Annotated in this window: 5 protein-coding genes; 2 read left to right on the top strand and 3 right to left on the bottom strand. The window is 48.7% G+C overall.

Annotated elements, in window-relative coordinates:
• The first annotated feature begins 40 nt into the window (after positions 1 to 40).
• Complete coding sequence (locus AAC022_RS19565; RefSeq protein ID WP_339733699.1) at positions 41 to 244, top strand: hypothetical protein; 204 nt, start codon at positions 41 to 43, stop codon at positions 242 to 244.
• Positions 245 to 266: 22 nt separating this feature from the next.
• Here the strand turns inward: AAC022_RS19565 and AAC022_RS19560 are convergent, their stop codons facing one another.
• Together AAC022_RS19560 and nadC are read right to left on the bottom strand one after the other, a co-directional pair.
• Positions 267 to 2594, bottom strand: coding sequence for a hypothetical protein (locus AAC022_RS19560; protein ID WP_339733698.1), 2328 nt, complete (start codon positions 2592 to 2594; stop codon positions 267 to 269).
• 57 nt (positions 2595 to 2651) lie between these two features.
• Positions 2652 to 3542 (bottom strand): carboxylating nicotinate-nucleotide diphosphorylase, encoded by an 891-nt coding sequence (gene nadC, locus AAC022_RS19555; RefSeq protein WP_339733697.1) that lies wholly within the window; start codon positions 3540 to 3542, stop codon positions 2652 to 2654.
• A gap of 168 nt (positions 3543 to 3710) precedes the next feature.
• Here nadC and ald point away from each other — a divergent pair, with 168 nt between their 5' ends.
• On the top strand, positions 3711 to 4820 hold the full coding sequence (gene ald, locus AAC022_RS19550) for an alanine dehydrogenase (protein WP_339733695.1): 1110 nt from the start codon (positions 3711 to 3713) through the stop codon (positions 4818 to 4820).
• Positions 4821 to 4888: 68 nt separating this feature from the next.
• On the opposite strand, the gene AAC022_RS19545 is transcribed toward ald, so the two are convergent.
• Positions 4889 to 20173 carry a Calx-beta domain-containing protein gene (locus tag AAC022_RS19545; RefSeq protein ID WP_339733694.1) on the bottom strand — a complete coding sequence of 5095 codons (15285 nt, stop codon included), beginning with the start codon at positions 20171 to 20173 and terminating at the stop codon, positions 4889 to 4891.
• Positions 20174 to 20192: the final 19 nt, after the last annotated feature.

The following is a 20192-nucleotide window of genomic DNA, read 5'->3' as shown; positions in this document are numbered from 1 at the left end:
GGCGATCAGTTTCACACGAGGAATCAGAAGGGAGTAGAATATGAACACGTCAGATCTAAAATTGGCAGAAGCCATCAATCAAGAGACCATTCATATCGATGAATTAGAGCGTTTTTGTCTGCTGGAGAGTAAACCCCGCGGTTATCAGAATCTGGATGACAGCGACATTATCATTCCTGATTTTGGAAGTGCACTCCGCTCCGCCCGTCGGGAACTCTATGATTTTGAGTCCCCCGTAGGTTAATTGGCTTCAGGGAATCATCTGCTCAAGGAGCCACCGGAAAGATTTGCGCTGTGACGAAGTAGCGCTCGCCTTCTCGCTCAACAAGCAGTTCCGGAGCCCATGCCAATATTTCTTTTTGTTCGTCTTCCCGGAATGAATCGAATTTTCGATAACTGAACCGGTTTGGCAGTGGTGGATTCAGCACGCCTTCTTTTACAAGTTGTCCAAAGCGTACCGGTGTGACGTAATCGGTGAAACCATAGGAAAGCCGGTAGCGAAGCATTTCCGCCCAGTTGACATAGACGTAGGCGATATGCTCTGCTTTCAATTTTTCTCTGATTTCACTAGCAGTCTTCATCGAGAGTAATCTGTCAGGAACGTCTAGTTCCGCTTTTGCCGTCCATTGCTTGAAAACCTCGTGATCAAAAACCGTACTGTAGATTACAGGGAACTCAGCATAAAACAATTCTGCGTCACCTACGGAAAGAACGACCTGCTTTGGCCCGAGCTGCATCTGGTTCAACTGCATGATTTCGGGACCGGTTATTGAGAGCGCAAACTTCCGGGCATAATTCAAATCGTCCAGATACGCGTTGTAACCACTGAGGCCACTGGTAGCGATGCCGAGATTGAAAAGTGAGGCGAACAGAATGGCGATTGACAGGCTGATATTCCAGATTCGTTTAGAACTCCAGGTCGCGCCGATACCGGCCAGAACTGCAACCACGGGAATCATGGGAACCCAGAACCGGTCGATGCGATGTGTAAACACCCACCAGGAGAGAAACAGGAATCCAACGTAAATCCACAGCCAATAGATCAAGCGGCGATGCTGCTGCCGTTTCAGGAATGCCAGTGGCGCCAAGCAGAATAGCAGGGGGCTCAACCAGTCGCTTTTCAATGTCACATCGATCAGTTTTTTTCCCAGATCAGTCAATTCATGCGAGTGGGGGCTATGGCCGCCTTTCCATTTGATGTTGAGTTGTTCGTTCAAATCAACACCGCCAAAAACAGAATAGAGCAACGGGTAGACGGGATTGCCTGTCTCCACGATATTTTTCAACAGCCACGGACCAATGGCGAGTAGCGTTCCGATAGAGAAGATGGCTGCCAGCTTGAGAGTGATAGATATTCGTAATTGCTTCTCTTCTTTCAGCAGCCACCAACTGAAGCCCAGCAATGTGAGGCCGAGAGGAATCACGACCGACAGGACGCCCGGGTATTTACAGGCCATCGCAGATCCAGATAACAAACCGGTCAGACAGGCATAGCTCCATAATGTTGAGCGTGACTCTTTCGCTTCTATCGATTCGTCTACTGGCGCGGACCAGGTTCTGAGTACCTGTATCGTAAGGATCAAACTGAGCAGGCTGGCTATCAGGTAAAAAGAAAGTCCTCCCTCGGTATAAGCGATAATCGACATCCGATAGGTCCAGGGAGTTGTCAGGAAGACCGTTACTGCCAACCAGCCCGCATTTGAACCAAACCAGCGACGCGCTGTAGTAAATACGCCGAGCGCCGTAAACAGAGCAAAACTCATCAGGACCAGCTTTCCTGCTTGAGCGCCTACGTGCCAGTCGGCTTTGAGCGTCATCCCCAGTAGGATCAACATCTCTGTCAGAAAAGGGAAACTAGTATAAACATTATGTGACAGAAAGCCGATGTGGCCTTGTTGGTAGTATTCTTTCGGTCCACCAAAGTGGTATTCCAATACATCGAAATCCGTTGAGGGTAACATGGATCCCAGAAACATGCTGAGTACAAACGGGGTAATCAGTAGACAGCAACCGGTACGAAATAACATTTCATGCGTGATGGTGTCTGGCAGAGTCATTTTCAAGGGCAGCGCAGTACCCGTTTTCGATTTCGACTCACTACATGCGGAAAGGGCTCCAGTGACTGCGCACAAAATCAGTACCAAATAACAGAGCCATTGGGATAAGATGCCGAGCAGTCCCCCTCCCAATGTGAGCAGTGAGACAGCGGATAGTCCCACTCCATAAGCGAATACGGTTCGCTCTGCTGAAAATGGCGCTAGTGGGATTTTAATCAACCTGGTGATGATCTGACCCAATCCCCAGGCTCCTGCGAGAATGACCAGCGCAATCCCGATCAACGGAAAACGTTGTGGGAAATAAGCCCAGCCTGACGGATGCGGATTTTCTACGGGGAGTGGATCAACCAGATCCAGTAACAGAAAGGGTAGATGTGTTAACACATCCCAGCGGCTTGTGGCAGGATTACTGTTGGGAAGTGTGAAACTGATGAAAGTGATGAAGAATAGCAACAACCAGACGAGTGCGCCGCGCATGACGATCGGGCGATCCTCGAAAAGAGAACTGGCAGGGGCCTGTGCAGCCGATTTTTTCATGAGCAGAAATCTAAACTGAAACTTGTGAAAGTATGTAATTCAATAGCAGAGACAACATCAGGTGCGACGTTTCCAATCGAACCCTAAATCGAGAGCGATCGCGGAATGTGTGAGTGCTCCCACGCTGATTCGTTCCACCCCCGTTTCTGCGACACCACGAACGGTCTCCAGGTTGATACCTCCTGAGGCTTCGAGCAGTGTTTTCGGCGATTGTACATTTCGGATTTGGATAGCCTGTTTCATCGTTTCCGGGGACATATTATCCAAGAGAACAATTTCAGGTTCCGCTTGCAATGCGTCTGCCAACTGGTCAAGAGTGTCGACTTCGACCTCAATGCCTTTTTCTCCGTTGACAGATTCCCGTGCCTGTCTGATGGCGGCGGCGATCGAGGGGTGTGAATTTCGAGAGGCCCAGGCTGCCAGATGATTGTCTTTGATCAAAATGCCGTCATACAGGCCCATCCGATGATTGGTTCCTCCGCCAGCTGCCACCGCATACTTTTCGAGGACACGCCAGCCAGGAAGCGTTTTTCGCGTGTCCAGAATCACAGCTTTGGTTCCTTGAACGGCCTGCACGTATTTGGAGGTCAGAGAAGCAACTCCACACAAATGCGTCAGGAAGTTGAGCACCGTTCGTTCGCCAATCAGGATTGAGGCAAGGGGGCCGGCACATGTGGTGATGATCGAGCCAGGCTCCAGAGGATCTCCATCAGACAAGTGATCTGTGCAGACCACTTCCGGATCCAGCTCAGAAAAGATGAGAGATGTCATCGGAGAGCCAGCCAGGACCCCCGTTTGTCGGGCAACAATCTGGATCTCTGCTTGGTCTGTTTTATCGATCAGTGCCTGACAGGTCAGATCTCCCGTTTGTAGCAGGTCTTCTTCCAGACTCAATTTGATCAAATGTTTTGCTGCGGTTTTTTGAGCTTCGGTGAATTGTGCGGTCACTGTTCTGTCTCTGTTGTTATTTCTGGAGTCGGTTTGCCGACAAATGGTCCTACAGGTTATGATTCAAGCCTGCTGGTGAAAACAGACGAATACTATTGTAAGGGTAACGTATAATAGCATTATCGTATCATAGCTGTCGGCGATATTACATGTAATCGGGAGAAGATCATGATTATTGGGGTGCCTCGTGAAATCAAGCAGGATGAATATCGTGTTGCTCTGATACCGGTGGGAGCAGAGGAACTGACTGCTGCAGGACATACCGTGCTGGTGGAACAGGGGGCCGGTCTGGGAAGCGGGATTTCTGATGAGCTCTATGAAGAGAATGGGGCTGAAATCGTAGCTTCTGCTGAGGAAGTGTTTGCGCGCTCCGATATGGTAATCAAAGTCAAAGAGCCCCAGCCGGTAGAATGGGGGTTGTTGAAGCCAGGGCAACTGCTGTTTACTTACTTTCACTTCGCAGCCGACGAAGCATTAACGCGTGGTTTTATGGAAACGGGAGCAACAGCGGTTGCCTATGAAACACTGGAGGGGCGGAACGGACAATTACCGTTATTGACACCCATGAGTGAAGTCGCCGGCCGAATGAGCATTCAGGAAGGAGCCAAATACCTGGAGCGACCTCAATTGGGACGCGGGATTTTATTAGGAGGAGTGCCGGGCGTCGCTCCTGCCCATATTGTCATTCTCGGGGGAGGGGTTGTTGGAAAAAATGCAGCTCAGATTGCGGCTGGCTTTCAGGCAGATGTCGTGATTTTGGATATCAGCGTGGATCGGCTGCGTTATCTGGAAGATATCATGCCTGCGAACGTGAATACCTTATACAGCGATCGACATAATATTCGAGCGGAACTGGAATTGGCCGATCTGGTGATTGGTGCAGTACTCATTCCTGGAGCGAGAGCGCCCGTCCTGGTTCCTGAGTCAGCTCTGAAAATGATGAAGCCGGGAGCCGTGTTGATTGATGTTGCCGTCGATCAGGGAGGCTGTGTGGAAACATCACGCCCAACAACGCACTCAGACCCGACCTTTGTTGTAGATGGCGTTGTGCATTACTGCGTTGCCAACATGCCCGGTGCTGTGGGACGCACCAGTACTTATGCACTCTGCAATGTGACACTGCCTTATGCATTAAAACTGGCCAATCTGGGGCTGGAAGCAGCTTGCGCTCAAGATCGGGGATTACTCACAGCAGTTAATATCCATCAAGGGCAGATCACCAATCATGCCGTCGCAGAGACCTTCGGTCTTGAGTGGAACGAATTTCTCGCGTCATAAAAAAAGAAAGGTGAGAACGAAATTCTCACCTTTCTGAATCAAAATTGGATCTAAATTAAATTGGCTGATTAAACCAAAGGTCCGGCCCATTCAGTAAACAGACTGTCAAGTTCTTCATCAATCACTTCGTTTTCGACAATCTCTTCCAGTTCGAAATCATGGGCAAAGTCAAATCGGGATGATGTATCTTCCATTCTGATATTCCCAAACTCATCAAAAGGAATCTGTTCTGTTTCATAAGAATTATCAAGCAAAGAACCGACTAATTGGTCTAGGTCCGTTGATTGTCCAAGACTCATGATGGAGTTTTGGACCAGTCGCGATGGAGCGTAATTCCATTCAGGTTGCAGTACTGATTCAGCAGACTGTTCCTGTATGGCAACAGACGCTGTTCCCGCTTGTTGCGGTTGTGAAATTGCCACTGAAGTAAATGGTGCTTCAGCAGATGAAATATTAGCTGGGCTGTGATCAGCTGCCATCAGTGGAGCTGAGAGCGGTGTGATGCTTGCTCCGGTCGCGTTTTCATAAGTAGCTTGTAGGATCTGAACGTCCAGCGTCGAGATCATTTTACGCGTGGATGGATCAAGGGTGGCTCCCATGATATCATTCGGGGAGTAGCTTTCGTCGACGTGTAGTCCATCACTGGTAAGAGGAGCAACAAAATCCCAGCCGATAAATTGGACCTGCCCCGACCCGTTGTTGACGACATGGTCAGTGAAGGCTGAGTAACTTGTAGTAAACCCGGCCGCATGACCAATTTCATGCAACAGTACCGTGTAAAGATCGTAGTGTCCTTCAGCTGCTGAGTCCGCGATAGCCTGGCCATTGCTGTCGAAGGAGAGCCCTTCGACAGAAGAGTACCAGCCCAGACCGGCTGCATCATCATCAATGTAGACGCGGCCCTTAACTGGAACGCCATTTTCGTCGAGTTCCAGAATATGGCCTTCACCAAGTTGTTGACCACCAAGATCAGTTACGACAACCTGGACCGCTAACTGGTCATTGCCGGTTGCCGTTTTCCATTCATCAACAGCGGCGTTAATCAGATCATTTAAAGAATCTTCGCCTTCAGTTGTAATGGAAGAGCCATACCACTCTTGCGGGAAGTTAGATGGGAAGGAGACCTGCTGGCCACTTGCTTTCGTCACACCGTAGTTATTGATCAGTTTAGTCAGGTCTTGGAAGTTGATTTGGCCATTCTTATCAAAGTCTAAGGACCAAGCCAGACCGGATGATGAATCTACCACTGTCGTTCCATAGAATGAGACGAAAGTAGCCAAATCTGTGAAGTTGATGGCTCCATTATCATCCAGGTCAAATGGGACGGCCCATAAGTCCGTTGCCGGTGAATCAGCGACGGAAGCGGTGACACCACCATGATCCGTAATATCAAGCTGGGCGTTGCTCACACTGATTCCTAAACTGTGTGGGCCTAAGAAACCAGTTTGCTGATCAATGGCGACTCCATCTTGATCTGTCGATTCAAATTTGATCCGTGCCAACAGGACCTGATTTCCAGAACCAAGCGTACCAAGATTATTCTGGCCGCTGATTCCTGAGACCGTACCTGTCAGATCGTTTATTGTAGATGAAGTGGAATTTCCAAAGGCCGTTCCATACTCGACTGCGGTCGCAGAAAAGTAGTTGGTATTGTATTCCAGGTCAAAAGAACCACCACTGATTCCTGAACCATCATTCGTATTTCCCCAGACTTCAATCCAGAAACTATCCCATTCATCAATCCATTGCTCGCTTTCAGGTACAGCCGCTGTTTCTCCGTTGGCGTTTGTTGTCGTGGAACTCAAAACAAGTGAAGTACTGATTATGGCATTCGCAGATTCCGTACCCGTTAACGGCGGGCCCGCTGGATCGAGAATGGTTCCGGTCGCAGATGTTGAGGGGAAGAATTCCAGGATTTCTAAACCATTGAATGTATCAGCAACATAGGCCAGTGTGCCCTGGACAGACAAGCTCCGGGCACCTCCTGGTGTATTGTGTGTTCTGGCAATGGTGGGAGTCGTGGGGTTCGTAATGTCGACGACTTGCAAGCCAACAGTCCCATCAGCAACGTAGGCAAAGTTTCCTGCGACTCGCACACCAGTTGCGACACCTGGAGTATTCAGGGTGCCCACGATGGAAGCCGTGAATGGATCACTGATATCGATGATCTGCAAACCACCTTCACGATTTGCGACATAAGCGAAGTTGCCTACGACATCCAGGCCAATGGCGGCACCACCCGGTGTTGCGACTGTTCTGTGTAATGTCATATCTCCATTGGGAAGCGTTGGGTCGCTGACATCGATAATTTGCAGGCCATTATTACCGTCTGTGACATACGCGATGTTTCCGACCACTTTCACACCTCCAGCCAAGCCACCAGCAGTGGCTACGCCAAAGCTTCCCAGGATGACTGGGTTGGTTGGATCTGTGACGTCGATGATCTGGAGACCACCGCCGTTTCCGCTATCGTCCGCGACGTAGGCCAGATTACCGACAACCTCTACGCCTCGAGCGCGGGCTGGTGTAGCAATACTACCAACGAATGTTGGATTAGTGGGGTCTGAAATATCCAGAATTTGCAGACCTGCTTCACCAACGGCCATGAATGCCAGGTTTCCGACAACATCAATTCCCTGGGCAATCCCTTGTTGGTTGAAATCGTACGATCCCACATGAATCGGGTTTGAGGGGTCCGCGATGTTAAAGATCTGCAAACCACCATCGCGGTCAGCGATGTAGGAGAAATCGCCTACGACATCAACGGCAACAGCAGCATCAGAAGTGGCAGTGCTACTGCGGGCTGCAATGCTGGTCAAGAAGACGGCACGGCCGTTTGGATTAAGATTTTCCAGAATGACTTCAAATGTTTCTGGTGCTTCTGTGGTAACATCGTTGACGACAGTAACATTGACCGGTAGCTGGGTGACACCTGGGGCAAATGTCAGCATTTGGCCGACAATTTCCAGGTAGTCGGCTGGAGAAATGGCAGATCCATCAACAGTCGATGCATCGACTGTAATGGCAACATCTACGGGGTTGGAGAGTTCGACCAGAAACTGGAATGGGCTATTGTTTTCTGTATCAGTCACAGGTGTAATCGAAAGAGTTGCAGAGTCGTCATTCAGAATTGTTGCCTGACCGCCTCCCATTGCAGTCGAAACCATTCGCCCATTATGTTGGAGATTGTCCAGGAGGGTTGAGAGAAATTCATCCGCTTCAACAAGATTCTCATTTGAGACATCAACGGTAAATGTTTGAGTTAATTGGTCTCCTGCCAGGAATGTCAAAACTCGATCGCCAGCTTCTAATGCGGTGTAATCACCATTGGCGGCGATAGCTGTGCCATCCATGGTTAATGCATCGACTGTAATGTCGGCATCAACTTCATTCGAAAGAGTGACTGTAAATGTGAATGGGCCATTCGATTCCAGATCGGAGATGTTGTTGATTGTTAATGTAGCTGAATCTTCATTTTCAATCGTACCTTGCGCTGGTGTGCCCAGCGAGACATTTCGGCCGTTATTCACAAGGTTCTGCATCAGCACATTGAAGACCTCGTCGAGTTCGACTTTGCTATCATCAACGACATCAACAGTAAAAGTCTGTGTGGTTGGACCACCGGCTGTGAAATTGATGATTTGATTCATGATTGCAGTGAAATCACTATCAGCGGCAGTAGCATTTTCAATCAATGTGGTGTCTACCAGACTGCCATCTTGTGTCGAAACTCCAAAGCTGATGTTGGTGTCAACTGGATTGGAAATGGTGGCTGTGAATGTAAGGGGGCCGCCACTTTCAAGTCCCGTAACATCAGCAATGGTAATTTGAGCTGAATCATCATTGCGAATGACGCCGGTTCCATTCGTGCCGAGAATGACATTACGGCCGCTGTTCATTAGGTTATCTAAAATTGCTTCAAAGGTTTCATCTAATTCAACGAGATTGTCAACAGTGACTTGGACATCAAACGCCTGAAGTAGAGAACCACTTGAAGTAAATGTAATCGTCTGGTCACCGAGAGTGATGGGGGTGTAATCATTCCCGGCAACCGTCGCTGTCCCATCCAGAGTAGCAACATCGACTTCAATATCGACATCGACCGGGTTTGACATCGCGACAGTGAAGGTAAATACTCCAGCCCCTGAGCCGGTATTCGCATCTTCGAATTGAGAAACATTGCCGATACTGAGGACGGCCTGATCATCATTCAGAATGGTTCCTGTCCCAAGTGCTCCGGCGATGCTCACGTCACGTCCACCAGCATTCAAATTGCTGAGGAGCGTCGTAAAGATTTCATCGAGTTCGACTTTATTATCATTAGTAATGTTGACGGTAAAGACTTGTGATTGAGATCCACCACTGGTGAAGGTCAATGTTTGATTACCCGCAATGATTTGAGTGTAATCATTATCTGAAACAAGAGCGGTTCCATCAACGGTTTCCACATCAACAGTGACATCAACGTCAACTGCATTGGACATGGAGACAACAAACACAAAGGGGCCGTTGGCTTCATTTGTAGTGACATCGCTGATGGTAAATGTCGCTGAATCGTCATTTTGAATCGTGCCAATGCCCTCGCCACCACTCAGGGGAGGGGCAATGACTACGTCTAATCCGTTCGCATTCAGGCCACTCAAGATGGCAGAAAGTGTCTCGTCTAATTCAACTGTCTGGTCATCATTTACAGTAACCGTAAATGACTGTGTCGTTGTTCCAGCGGTAAAGGTGAGGAGTTCACTGTTTGCAATATAATCACTATTGCCCGTAGTGGCAGTCCCATCTTGAGTTGAGGCACGGACACTGATATCACCGGCGACATCTGTTGAGAGTGAGACGGTAAAGGTCAGTTGCCCTGTTTGCTCAAGTGCAGAAACATTGCTGATTGAGAGGACAGCTTGGTCGTCATTGACGATTGTGCCCGTTGCATGTTCGTTATTTGAACCAAGCGGCCCCAGGACAACATCGTGACCATTCACATTATTAACGACAAGGCTCCCGAGGATCACCGAGAAAAATTCATCCAATTCGACTTTCGAATCGCCATTGACGGTGATGTCGAATGTTTGGGTGAGCGCTGTCGTGTTAGCCAAGAATGTGAGTGTCTGGGCTCCGAGAGTTACCTGATCGTAATCAAAATCAGCGACGGTCGCGGTGCCATCGGCGGTGCTAAAGCTGAAGCTGACATCTTCATCTACGGGGTTTGACATAGTCACTGTAAATGTAAACGGTCCATTTGCTTCATCGTCTGTAACGCTTTGAACGGTGAGGACAGCTTGGTCATTATCGATAATCGTGACCTGTGCTGTGCTCTGTGCTCCAAGTAAAGCATTGTCTACCGCTGTAATTGTGAGATCGATTATTTCATCTGCTTCAACGAGATTGTCATCAGTAATCAGGATATTCACAACGGCTGTTGACTCGTTGGCAGCAAACGTTACTGAAAATGGTGCATTATTATAATCAGCCGGTGATGTGGCTGTGTTATCAGCTAACGTGACCAGGACAGTCGAAGCTGTCGCTGTGGCATTTCTTGTTAGAGTCACATTCAGGCTGGTACCATCTTCACTGACAGAATAGGCGGCGGAACTGAATTCAACAGTCGGTGGATCGACGACTGTGATGTCAATAATATCAACATCTGTTTGAGCACCCGCACCATCGCCAGTTCCCGATGAGCCATCAAAATTCTCCAGATCATCAGTTGTCATGGTAATGGTCGCCGGGGTTGCCAGCGGAGCGGACGAATAATAACCACCATCTGGTGTCCAGGTAGTTCCTTCCAAAGCAGCATTCACATCGTCCAAGAGACCCGTGAAGATAATCAAGGTTTCGCCACCAAGACCCGTTCCGGCGCTGACGACTACATTGCTGGTTGAACCAAGTGTTAAGGTTCCATTGACTGTTGATAGAGTCACTTCCACTTCGCTGTTCCCCAGAAAGGCATCAATGTCTGTGACAGTCAGTGCATTTCCATTCGCGGCTGAGAAGACAATGGGGACTTCGGCGTCAGTCGACACACTTGTATTAGGCGAATCAGGAATGGGAGTACCATTAAAGTTTTGGACTGGGGGATCATTCACTCCATCGGTAACGACAATTGTAAACGATGTCGTCAGGTCTGTCTGGTTCGGTTGCAGGGAGTTACCAGCCAGATCTTTAACACCAGTGATTACTGAGTTATCGACATCGATGGTATAAAGTGTGTCCAGGCTGAATACCCCAGTGATTGAAGTGAAAATGGCTTGATTCGTATTGGAATTATAGCTGAAGAGATAATCAACACCTTGAACCAGAGTCCTTTGGGTCGTGCTGGTTTCTGCCGTCAGTGTGAATTGCAGCGAATTGACCAATCTGTCATCAATGCCGATGCCGGTGTCGCTGAGTTTCACAATCATTGTTGTGAACAACTCGGGATTGGCGATATAAACATCTGTTGGATTGTTGTTGAGGTCGACACCGTTAGCATCATTATCAAGTGGTAAAGTAATTCTGGCGGTGGGGCCGACAAAGTCCGCCCGCTCAATGGCGCCACGATCTTTAAAGATATTTGATCCCAGTCCGGGAGGAGGAGTTTGAGTCGGGTCATCAACACGCAGTTGTCCGAACGCATCATAGCCTGGGGCAAAGATATCAGAGTTAGGCATTCCGATAGCATCTTTGACATCGATAAATGCGGGACGATCAGAAAGGCTGTTCAAGGAACTGTCGATTGCCTGACTATCATTGGCAAGATAGAAGTTTCCTTGCTCTGGATTCACAAACAGGGGATCATCTGCACCAAGTAAAATGGCGTTGCTGCCTACAGTTCCGTTATTGCCATTACCTTTGAATAAGTTGGCTCCAACGACATTGGGGATACCGGCTGCAGATTGTAAATCAATACCAGTTGCCGTATTGGCGATCACGTTATTGATAATGGTGGTTGTTGCAAAGTTCTCAACCAGAATACCTTGCCCCGACGCTCCCACTGCAATCTGTCCAATCAGGTCTGCAGTCATCGTGGCAAAGAAGTTTGTGGGATCGAACAGAAAATCATCGATGTCAAATATTTCGCCGCCGGTTGAGGATGCGAAGACACCGTAGGTACTGTTGGTATTTCCAAAACCATCTGGGTCTGCAATTGCATAAAACAGTGAGTTTGTTGATAGCAGAGCCGCTTGTGCGTCTAACGCGAATTGAGGATCACTATCATCGTCTTCGTTCGTTAGAATGATGGGGACAATTCGGGAGCCTGGGCGGAAGTTAAAGGTTGTTGCTCCAGATAGAGGGTCAAACTGGTTCAAAGCTTCCAGAATTGCCTCACTACCTCTCTCAGTTCCCCCTTGAATTGGGATGTTTTGGAAAGGACTACCCGGGGCGGTAAATGTGGCAAAGTCAACGATGTCCTGTACCTGAGCCGGGTCAGTATCGAAGAAGCCGCCTGTTTCTGCTGGAAAGAGAACCAGACCATATTGTGCATCAATGCCAGCCGCCTGCATCTGTGCTTCAAAGTTCAGCAGTTGCGTTTGAATATTGGCAATCGCAGTGCCCATACTTGCAGAAACATCAATCAGAAAGACAACGTCAATTTGAGCTGAAGATTGTGTGATTTCGACATTGGCACCTGCCAAAGTGTTATTAACGACTTTGGTATAAGAAACGGCCGCGGGATTATTTGAAGTACTGCTGTTTGCATCACCGCTAATTCGAATACCACCGAGTCCATTTGAGAATTCAGTAACGACGTTATTCTGGACAGTGACCCCAGGAGCAAAGCCAAGCCCACCGTTGAAGAAATCATTCAATTCAGGGCCGTTAATTACACCACCCGCTTGAGAGCGAGCGCTGACGCCACCATTTGGACCGGCAGCGACTGATTCACGCTGACCGGCATCGATATTGATACCGTACTCAGAAGCACTGGTAATGGTATTCGACTCAATCGAAATATGACCTTGTTGCCGTGTTAAATTGCGGTCACCCAGTTGACCATTTAAGGAATCACTGGCTTCAATTATTTCCCGCACCAGGCGATCATTCGTATCGAATTGAGTGCTAATTACCAGATCCGGTAATTGGCCATTGGGGGGCGCGGCATAATCGGTTCCGCGTCGGATTTCTAATTGATACGCACCTGAGAGCAATTGAGTGGGGGCCCCAAATGTCGGGTTTTGTGGCACATTAAAGAAATCGGTTTGGTCTGTCTGGGAACCGGTAACCAGTTCGCCACGTTCTGAGAAACCGATGATAATGTCATCGATATAGAAGCCTTCGAAATCGTTATTTTGAGCTTGCTGATTGCTGAAAATGTTACCCGTAAGATCACCGGGCATTTGGAGTATACCACCAGTTGGGCCATTTGGTGTGTTGTCAGAGGAGAGATGCGAACTGATGGTACCTGATGTACTGAAATCAAATCGTAATCGGAGATCGGAGCGGCCTACAAATTCTCCTAGATCGACACGCGCCTGACGCCAGACTCCGGAATTATCAAATAATTCCTGGACTTGCTGATTCGCGTTACCGACTCCCTCTCTCTCGGAAGTGGTGATATAAGAAGATAATTCTCCTGCGTCAGGATTCGTGGCAGGTGCTAAGGTGGAATTATTTGTTGCTAATTCAATCCAATCTCCATTCGGTCCGGAAGTACTATCAAAGATAAAGACCCGAGCGGCATCTCGCATGCCTCCTGTAATTGAGTTGGCGCCCTCTGATTCCAAAAAGTAATTGAAGTAGAGTGTGGGCAGATCGGTGGAGCTATAGCCAGCCAGACTGAATTCGCCTGATTCCAATGAACCACTCGCACCGCCGGCGATATTGTAGTTGTCACCGATGTCGGGATTAGATGCGAGGTCTCTTTGGAAGTTCGATGAGAGGACGCCATATTGTGCATTACCGACATAGTCGATGTAGTCGTTGGTTGAAGAGTTATTCTGCAGCCATTCTTCAAAGCCAAAGTAGAAGCTGGCTCCCCCTTGTTGCTCGCTTTGCTGCAAGCCATTTGGAAAAGTATCTCGTGTATTTCCGCCGACGTCGGTTCGGGTTTGATCAAACGTATTATTGATTCCGTGACCTTCAGCCGTATTCTGTCGGAACGTGGGATGCCAGAGGTTGAAGTCCAGTGGCGAGAAAGCCAGACCAGAAATATTATCGATACCAACGTTGATGGAGTTTCCCCCCCCCTTGAAGATATCGATCGTGCCTAAAACCGGGTCATCGACTGTGGTCAGGATTGTTCCCGTCGCAGGGTCAATCGCGAACAAGTTACCTTGGTTAGTGATCGCAAAGAGGTAATCCTGAAAGGCGCCATTGTTCAGGTTCTGTGGAGCCGCTGTTAACCCTGTAAAGGACTCGCCTGGATTGAGGACTCCTGATAAATCTTCATTTAAGAGTAACGGAGTTGTGTTGTTAACATCACGTCTGGTTCCATTTCCCAAGTTGATGGCTAAAAATGCTCCAGTATCAGTAACGGCGTAGAGTTGCGATTGACTGGCACTGGAATTGATTCCTCGAAACGACATACCTGTGATTTGACCAACACCGGTAATGTCCCCAAGCACAGTAAAGGTGTTCCCCGTATCACCACCAGTGCTATTTAATCGGTCTTGACCAGAAGCTCCCGTCGTCGAATTTGCCTGATAAAGTGTGGTGAATCCACCAGGGTCATGGACAGCATAGAACAGGTTGTAGGTCGCCACGTTTGTTCGCTGGAATGCGAGGGCACCCACGCTGCTGGTCGTCACGTCTACAGGGTCAGGGGTGCCGGTTGTGGGGATGTCAGGAATACCGTCATTCGTTGATGAGATGGTAGATGCATTTCCCGGATCAAGTTCTCTAAAGCGACCAGCAGTTCCATTTCGGTTTCCAGAAATGCTTTCATAGCTATAAAGCTGCCCGTCGGAACGAATCGTGATATCGGATGTATTATCATTGGAGCCCGTTGAAAGTGCGCCGATATCAATCGATCTCAGGTCACTCACACTCACACCAGGGGGTAACAAGCTGGCTAAGATTGCTGATGGTACTGTCGAGAGATCGACTCCATCGACGGAATCCACGATATAACCATCATAAGCATCAACAATTCGCAACCGGTTATTTTGCGAGACATACAAATTAACGTCTTCCAGTGTGAAGGCGGAAACGTTAGCCGCTAAGGTTGTAGTACTTGAGATATCAAAAATCTGGGAAGTCGTAGGTACGACCAGTTGGACAGTACCTGCCAAAGAGTTACCTGAGGTATAACCGCTGAAGCCAATATGATCTTCAACGATTCTCTGAACTGAACTGACCGGTTCCAAGCGGATTTGTGCGTTTAATGCACTGGAATTGAAGGTGGCATTGAGGGCCTGTGGCAGTCGTTGATTTGAAGAAACTGCGATATGGTAACGGAACGTACTGCCCGGCGTCGCTGCGGGGAGTTGTGTGGTTCCAATGTAGGGGTCCAGTTTACCAAAGCTGCCGCTGGTCAGGTCTTGGGTGTTACCGTCTGCCTGGTCATCTTCAATATCTGAGTCGCGGCTGACTAAGATCAATCGGCCTTGATCGTCAAAGATAGAAAGAGTCGTATCTGCGCGGGTCAAACCATCGGCATAATCGATGTCAAATATGGTCGAGAATGTCTTGCCACCATCGCTACGACCGGCGATCACCTGGATCAGGTCGTAACCCATTTCAAAGGTGTACCAGTCAACGTCTGAGCCATTCGAAAGTGTACCAGACACAGCCAGTGTGTTGAGATCGCTGGTCAGCAGGTTTCCAAGACCTTGGGCATTGTCGATGGTTTCATTCGTGCCTGTTTTTTCTGATGATTCACCAAGCAGAGGTGAATGTGCGGGTTGTCCCAGGACTTCCACTCCATTAGTCGCGAACCGAATATCGGCATAGCGGACGGTTGAACCCGGTTTTTCATCCACCTGTCTGAGGCGAACCTGTAATTGGTATTGGCCGGACGTTTGACCGCCGGTCACGTCGGCTTCATTGCCGGCTATCGGTTGGCTGCGCACGCGAACGAAATAGGTACCAACCGCTTCTGCTACACCAGGAAGTATGACACTGAATCCAGCATCACCTATGTTTTGCGAATAAAAATCACCCAGTAGATGGTCCGTCTGCTGGAGTGGATCTGCTGAGCCAGTAAAGGTACCTGCAAATGAATCCAGAGATGAAGCAATGACATTACCGAAGATGTCAACTAATTCAACCACAGTATCAAGAGACGATGAGGTGCGATCAATGTCGATCCAGACACGGGTGCCTGCCGTCGCATTAAAACTGTAGACATCAACATCATCGGGAGCATCGGCGCTGATATTTCCATGCACTTCAAATCCAAGGGCTCTGTTTTCGTCTCCGCTGATTTCATCCGGTGCCAGTTCTCCCAGATTTTGTGCAAAGCCGGGATTACTGTTAGTATCAACGCCGCTCGTGTTATTACCTTCGGTTTCAAAACGTACGACGACATTTCGATCATTACTGTAGCGGTCCAGTCGAATACTGCGCCAGTCACCAGCAGAAGGCGTAGATGCCCCGCCGTCATTATTCGTATCGGTTTGTGGAGTCCCTGCAGGAGTAAAGCTGGCTCCTACAGAATCATCTGCTAGCGAAGTGAGAACGACCGGGAAGCCAGGTTGCCCGATAATTTGAACGGTACCACCAATGCGATCATTGATGTCCAGTGGAACGCCATCTGCGGTAAAGCCTGCAGTAGGACCGGCCAATTTGACAACAAGGCCTTCTTCGATATTACTCTGTAACCGGATGCCACTAAATGTGTGGTGTTGATTGACCTGAATCTCTCCACGCAGGATGTGTACGATATCGGTATCGTCCCAGACTGTTTCTGTATCGAGCAGTGCGGCTCGGACTTCCATTCCGTTGAGGCCGTTGTTTTCCATGCGGTTGAGACGGACCAGTGCACCATGATTGTCGGTGTACTGCTGGTAGGCGTCGGTGAATCCTGTTGAGCGACCGTAGTCCGATTTGAACTTGTAATTCAGCGAGTTGGCGTCAATGCTGACGACTGTTCCGGCATTATCCCGGAATATATTATCAACAATAATGGGCTGCGCACCACGGACGAAAATGGTGGCGTTGTCATTGTTTCCACGGCCATTTCGGTTGGACCCTGCCTGTCCGCTGGCATTGTCTTCCAAGATGCTGTTCGCAATACGAAACTCAGCCTGATGTACCTCGATCGCATTAAAGTTAGCGAATCCTCCTTCGATGGGGACTAAGCCGCCGGCGTTGGTTATCAGTGCGTGATCAATGCTACCGGAAGAGGCAGCGTTAAAGATGATCCCCCCCCAGTTGCCCGGGCCAAATGTAGTCACTCCATCATTGGATGTGTCAAACGTTGTTCCCATGCCATAGCGATCATCACTTAACGATGTGAAGATGATGGGATTTTCTTCTGTGCCTTCCGCAATGAGTTGAGCACTCCCACGCTCTGCTTCAATCCGCGCTCCGGAAAGTTTGACAACAATTCCCGGATCAATTTTCAATCGACCATTGATCGTCTCGTTATCATCTGCATCCAGTTGTCCCCCAGGTGCACCATAGATTTGTAGGTTTTCGGTAATCACATGGGTGATGTCATCGTTGAAGATACCGGGGACATCCAGTTTGTTAATGGTGCTTCCAAATTCGGTGTTCACCCGAACGAATAAACCATTAATACTATTGTTGTAAATGTGATTATCGAAGATCTCAAGGCCGTAGCGATCCTTAATGAATGAACCATTTTCAAAGCGGCTGTCTTCGAAACTGCGTGGATCTGCTGAGATCGCAGAATCGGCATTGGTGTGGATCGTATTTTGCCAGATGGTGGGGCGTGCCGATTCGGCATGAATAGGAGAGAAGGTTTGTAGAACCGAATTCACAAAGACACTTCCACCGCCATAGCTGATGTTGGCGTTATTGACCGAATTTAAAAAGACTCCTAAATCCTCAAGATCAGAATCGGAACGGAAGACAAGACCTCCCCAGTCTCCTCGGTTAGCACCATCACTCAGGCCATCATCATCTCCACCAATCGCGTCATTTCCGTAGGCGGTTAAGTAGACTTGATTATCGGGGGTCCCCAGAATCTGTAAGGCACCCTGGCTTCGGTTATTCAGCAGAAGTGGGTCATTCGAACCAACATCAATATTCGCTCTTTGAAGCTTAATGATGGCACCTTGATCTACCATTACTGTCACATTTTGCGGAATATTAAAGGTTGCCCCGTCTTCTAACGGCTGGAAGCTGTCGGTCAGACCAATCAGATACGCCTCATTATCACCGACTGTGCTGATGTCGTTGTCGGTTCCGCCATTGCCAACAATTCGGACAATTTTGGTAGTTCCGCTAGTAGCTGCGTCTGCAAGCGCGTCATCAATATTTGAATAAGGGTTCGTCAGGCTACCATCTGCAGGGCCGCCTGATTGAGTCGCTTTATCAACAAAAATGGTCTCACCAGTCTGGAACCAGAAATCAAAAACACCCCCCGGTGTTCCATCCGCGTCTCCGTCCAAAGCGACACCCGTTGCATCAACCATGAATGTGTTGATGAGTGGGTCCGGTGTGAAGTTGATATCAAGAGTATACTCGCCGTCTGTTCGGCCACCATAACCCGAGTCAGAAACTGTGGGATCAAATTCAGTGTTGCCCACGCTGGTGATGGCCAGATAGTAAGTACCTGCTTCCAGGTCCAAGTCCAGAAAGGCGTCTTCGCCGTAGTAATCATCATTCCTCGCGATAATTTCACGCACACCACCTGGAGATTCGCGGTACAGAGTCAGCACACTATCGAGGAAGCTTTTGGTCGGTAGACGGTCCGCCGTAATTTCCGCTGTAAATCGGCCTGATGCTGATAGTTCGAATTTGTGCAGGTCGATATCGTTGCTGAGCGCCGGATGGATGCGGTTGATGTGTACGATATCGAAGTTTGAAGGAAAAATCGGCTCTCCCGGAGTGGTTCCACCGACATCGCCGCCACTGGAGCCCATGACGGATGGTAAATCGTAAGAGTGACCTAAACCGAGCGTGTGGCCAATTTCATGAAATGCGGTTGCAAACCACCCACCACCATAGGGGCTATCATCCCAATCCAGGGCACCATTCATTATGGCTAATCCACCACCGGCGATACCACCAGCAGCTAATGGGGGAGTGCCGGGGGCCAGAACACGAATATCCCCCGTGACAATTCCAGTGCCGCCACTGGCGACTTCCTGAACTTCAATCCCTGTCAGATAGCTGTAGATTTCATAAATCTCACGAGTACGTTGCTTCTGGTTTTCCGTGATTTCGTTGTAGAGAATATTTCCAAACAGATCCGATCCATAAGTTTCAGGAAAGGAGAAAGTGACCGTACCAATTGCACCAGGCACAGATGGGGTAGTACCGGTCGCGCCAATATGTTGTTCAATTGTAATCTCACGGTGGCCAGGTTCGTCATTGCCGCCGGGGAGTTGTGGCTGGGCAATTGCCTGTGGTTCGATTTGCTCGTTGATTTGAATCGTCTGAGTAGTCAACGTACCAAGATCAAAGGCTGTGCCAAAGCTGGAATTATCATCATCGGCAACACCAACAACATTCGATGCTGCAAAGTTGGGAGTTGCTTCCTCACCAATTCTCAAGTGATACGTACCAGTAGAAATGTCTGATGCAAATGTGAGGACGGCTTTATTCTCAGAGGCGTCATACGTAACAGAGGCGGGATTGACGATCACATTCGTTGTAGTATCAATCAACTGGTAAAACAGAGTATTTTCTGCTGAGGTCTGGTCAAGGGGATCATCATTAAAATAGACGTCAATCTGGTTGAGAGCTTGAGTCAGGCTTCCTGTGCCACCACCTGAAACCGGTTGAGGGACAACGGCAACGACTTTAGCGCCGAGGTCAAGTTCGAAGTTGATGACTTGATCAACTCCATCCTGAAATGCTTCGCCATTCTGATTGAGTAATGGTGTCGCACCCGTGCCGAAGATTGTGATCTGATAGTTGTCATCAGGCAGCGATTCGGCAAAGCGAACAATGACTTCATTTGCAGCATCGCCGAGACCAATATAACCAGGTTGGATTACAACTTCATTGCCATCATCAAAGGTACCATCTAAACCGCTGCGTACGAATTGAATTCCCCCAAGTGAGGCGGCATCAATTTGCTGGCCTGGTGTAAATTTAAATGTGAGTTCGTTGGGAGCTTCGTTATAAATTTCTCCTTCAGTCAGGGAGAGATCTATATTGGGTTCGATATTTACTAACGAAGCACCGGCTAGAAGTGTTCGATCTTCAAGCTGCTCGACCGTGGAATAAGTACTTGCTAAACGACGCGACTTTTGTCGGTCTTGACGTTTTCTCTGGCCTTGACGAAGACAGTTCAACAAAGAAATCTGTTGACGA

It is taken from the genome of uncultured Gimesia sp. (assembly GCF_963976445.1).
In the GTDB taxonomy this organism is placed as follows: Bacteria; Planctomycetota; Planctomycetia; order Planctomycetales; family Planctomycetaceae; genus Gimesia.
Note: the sequence above shows the minus strand (reverse complement) of the source record. Positions and strands in the feature narration are given on the sequence as shown.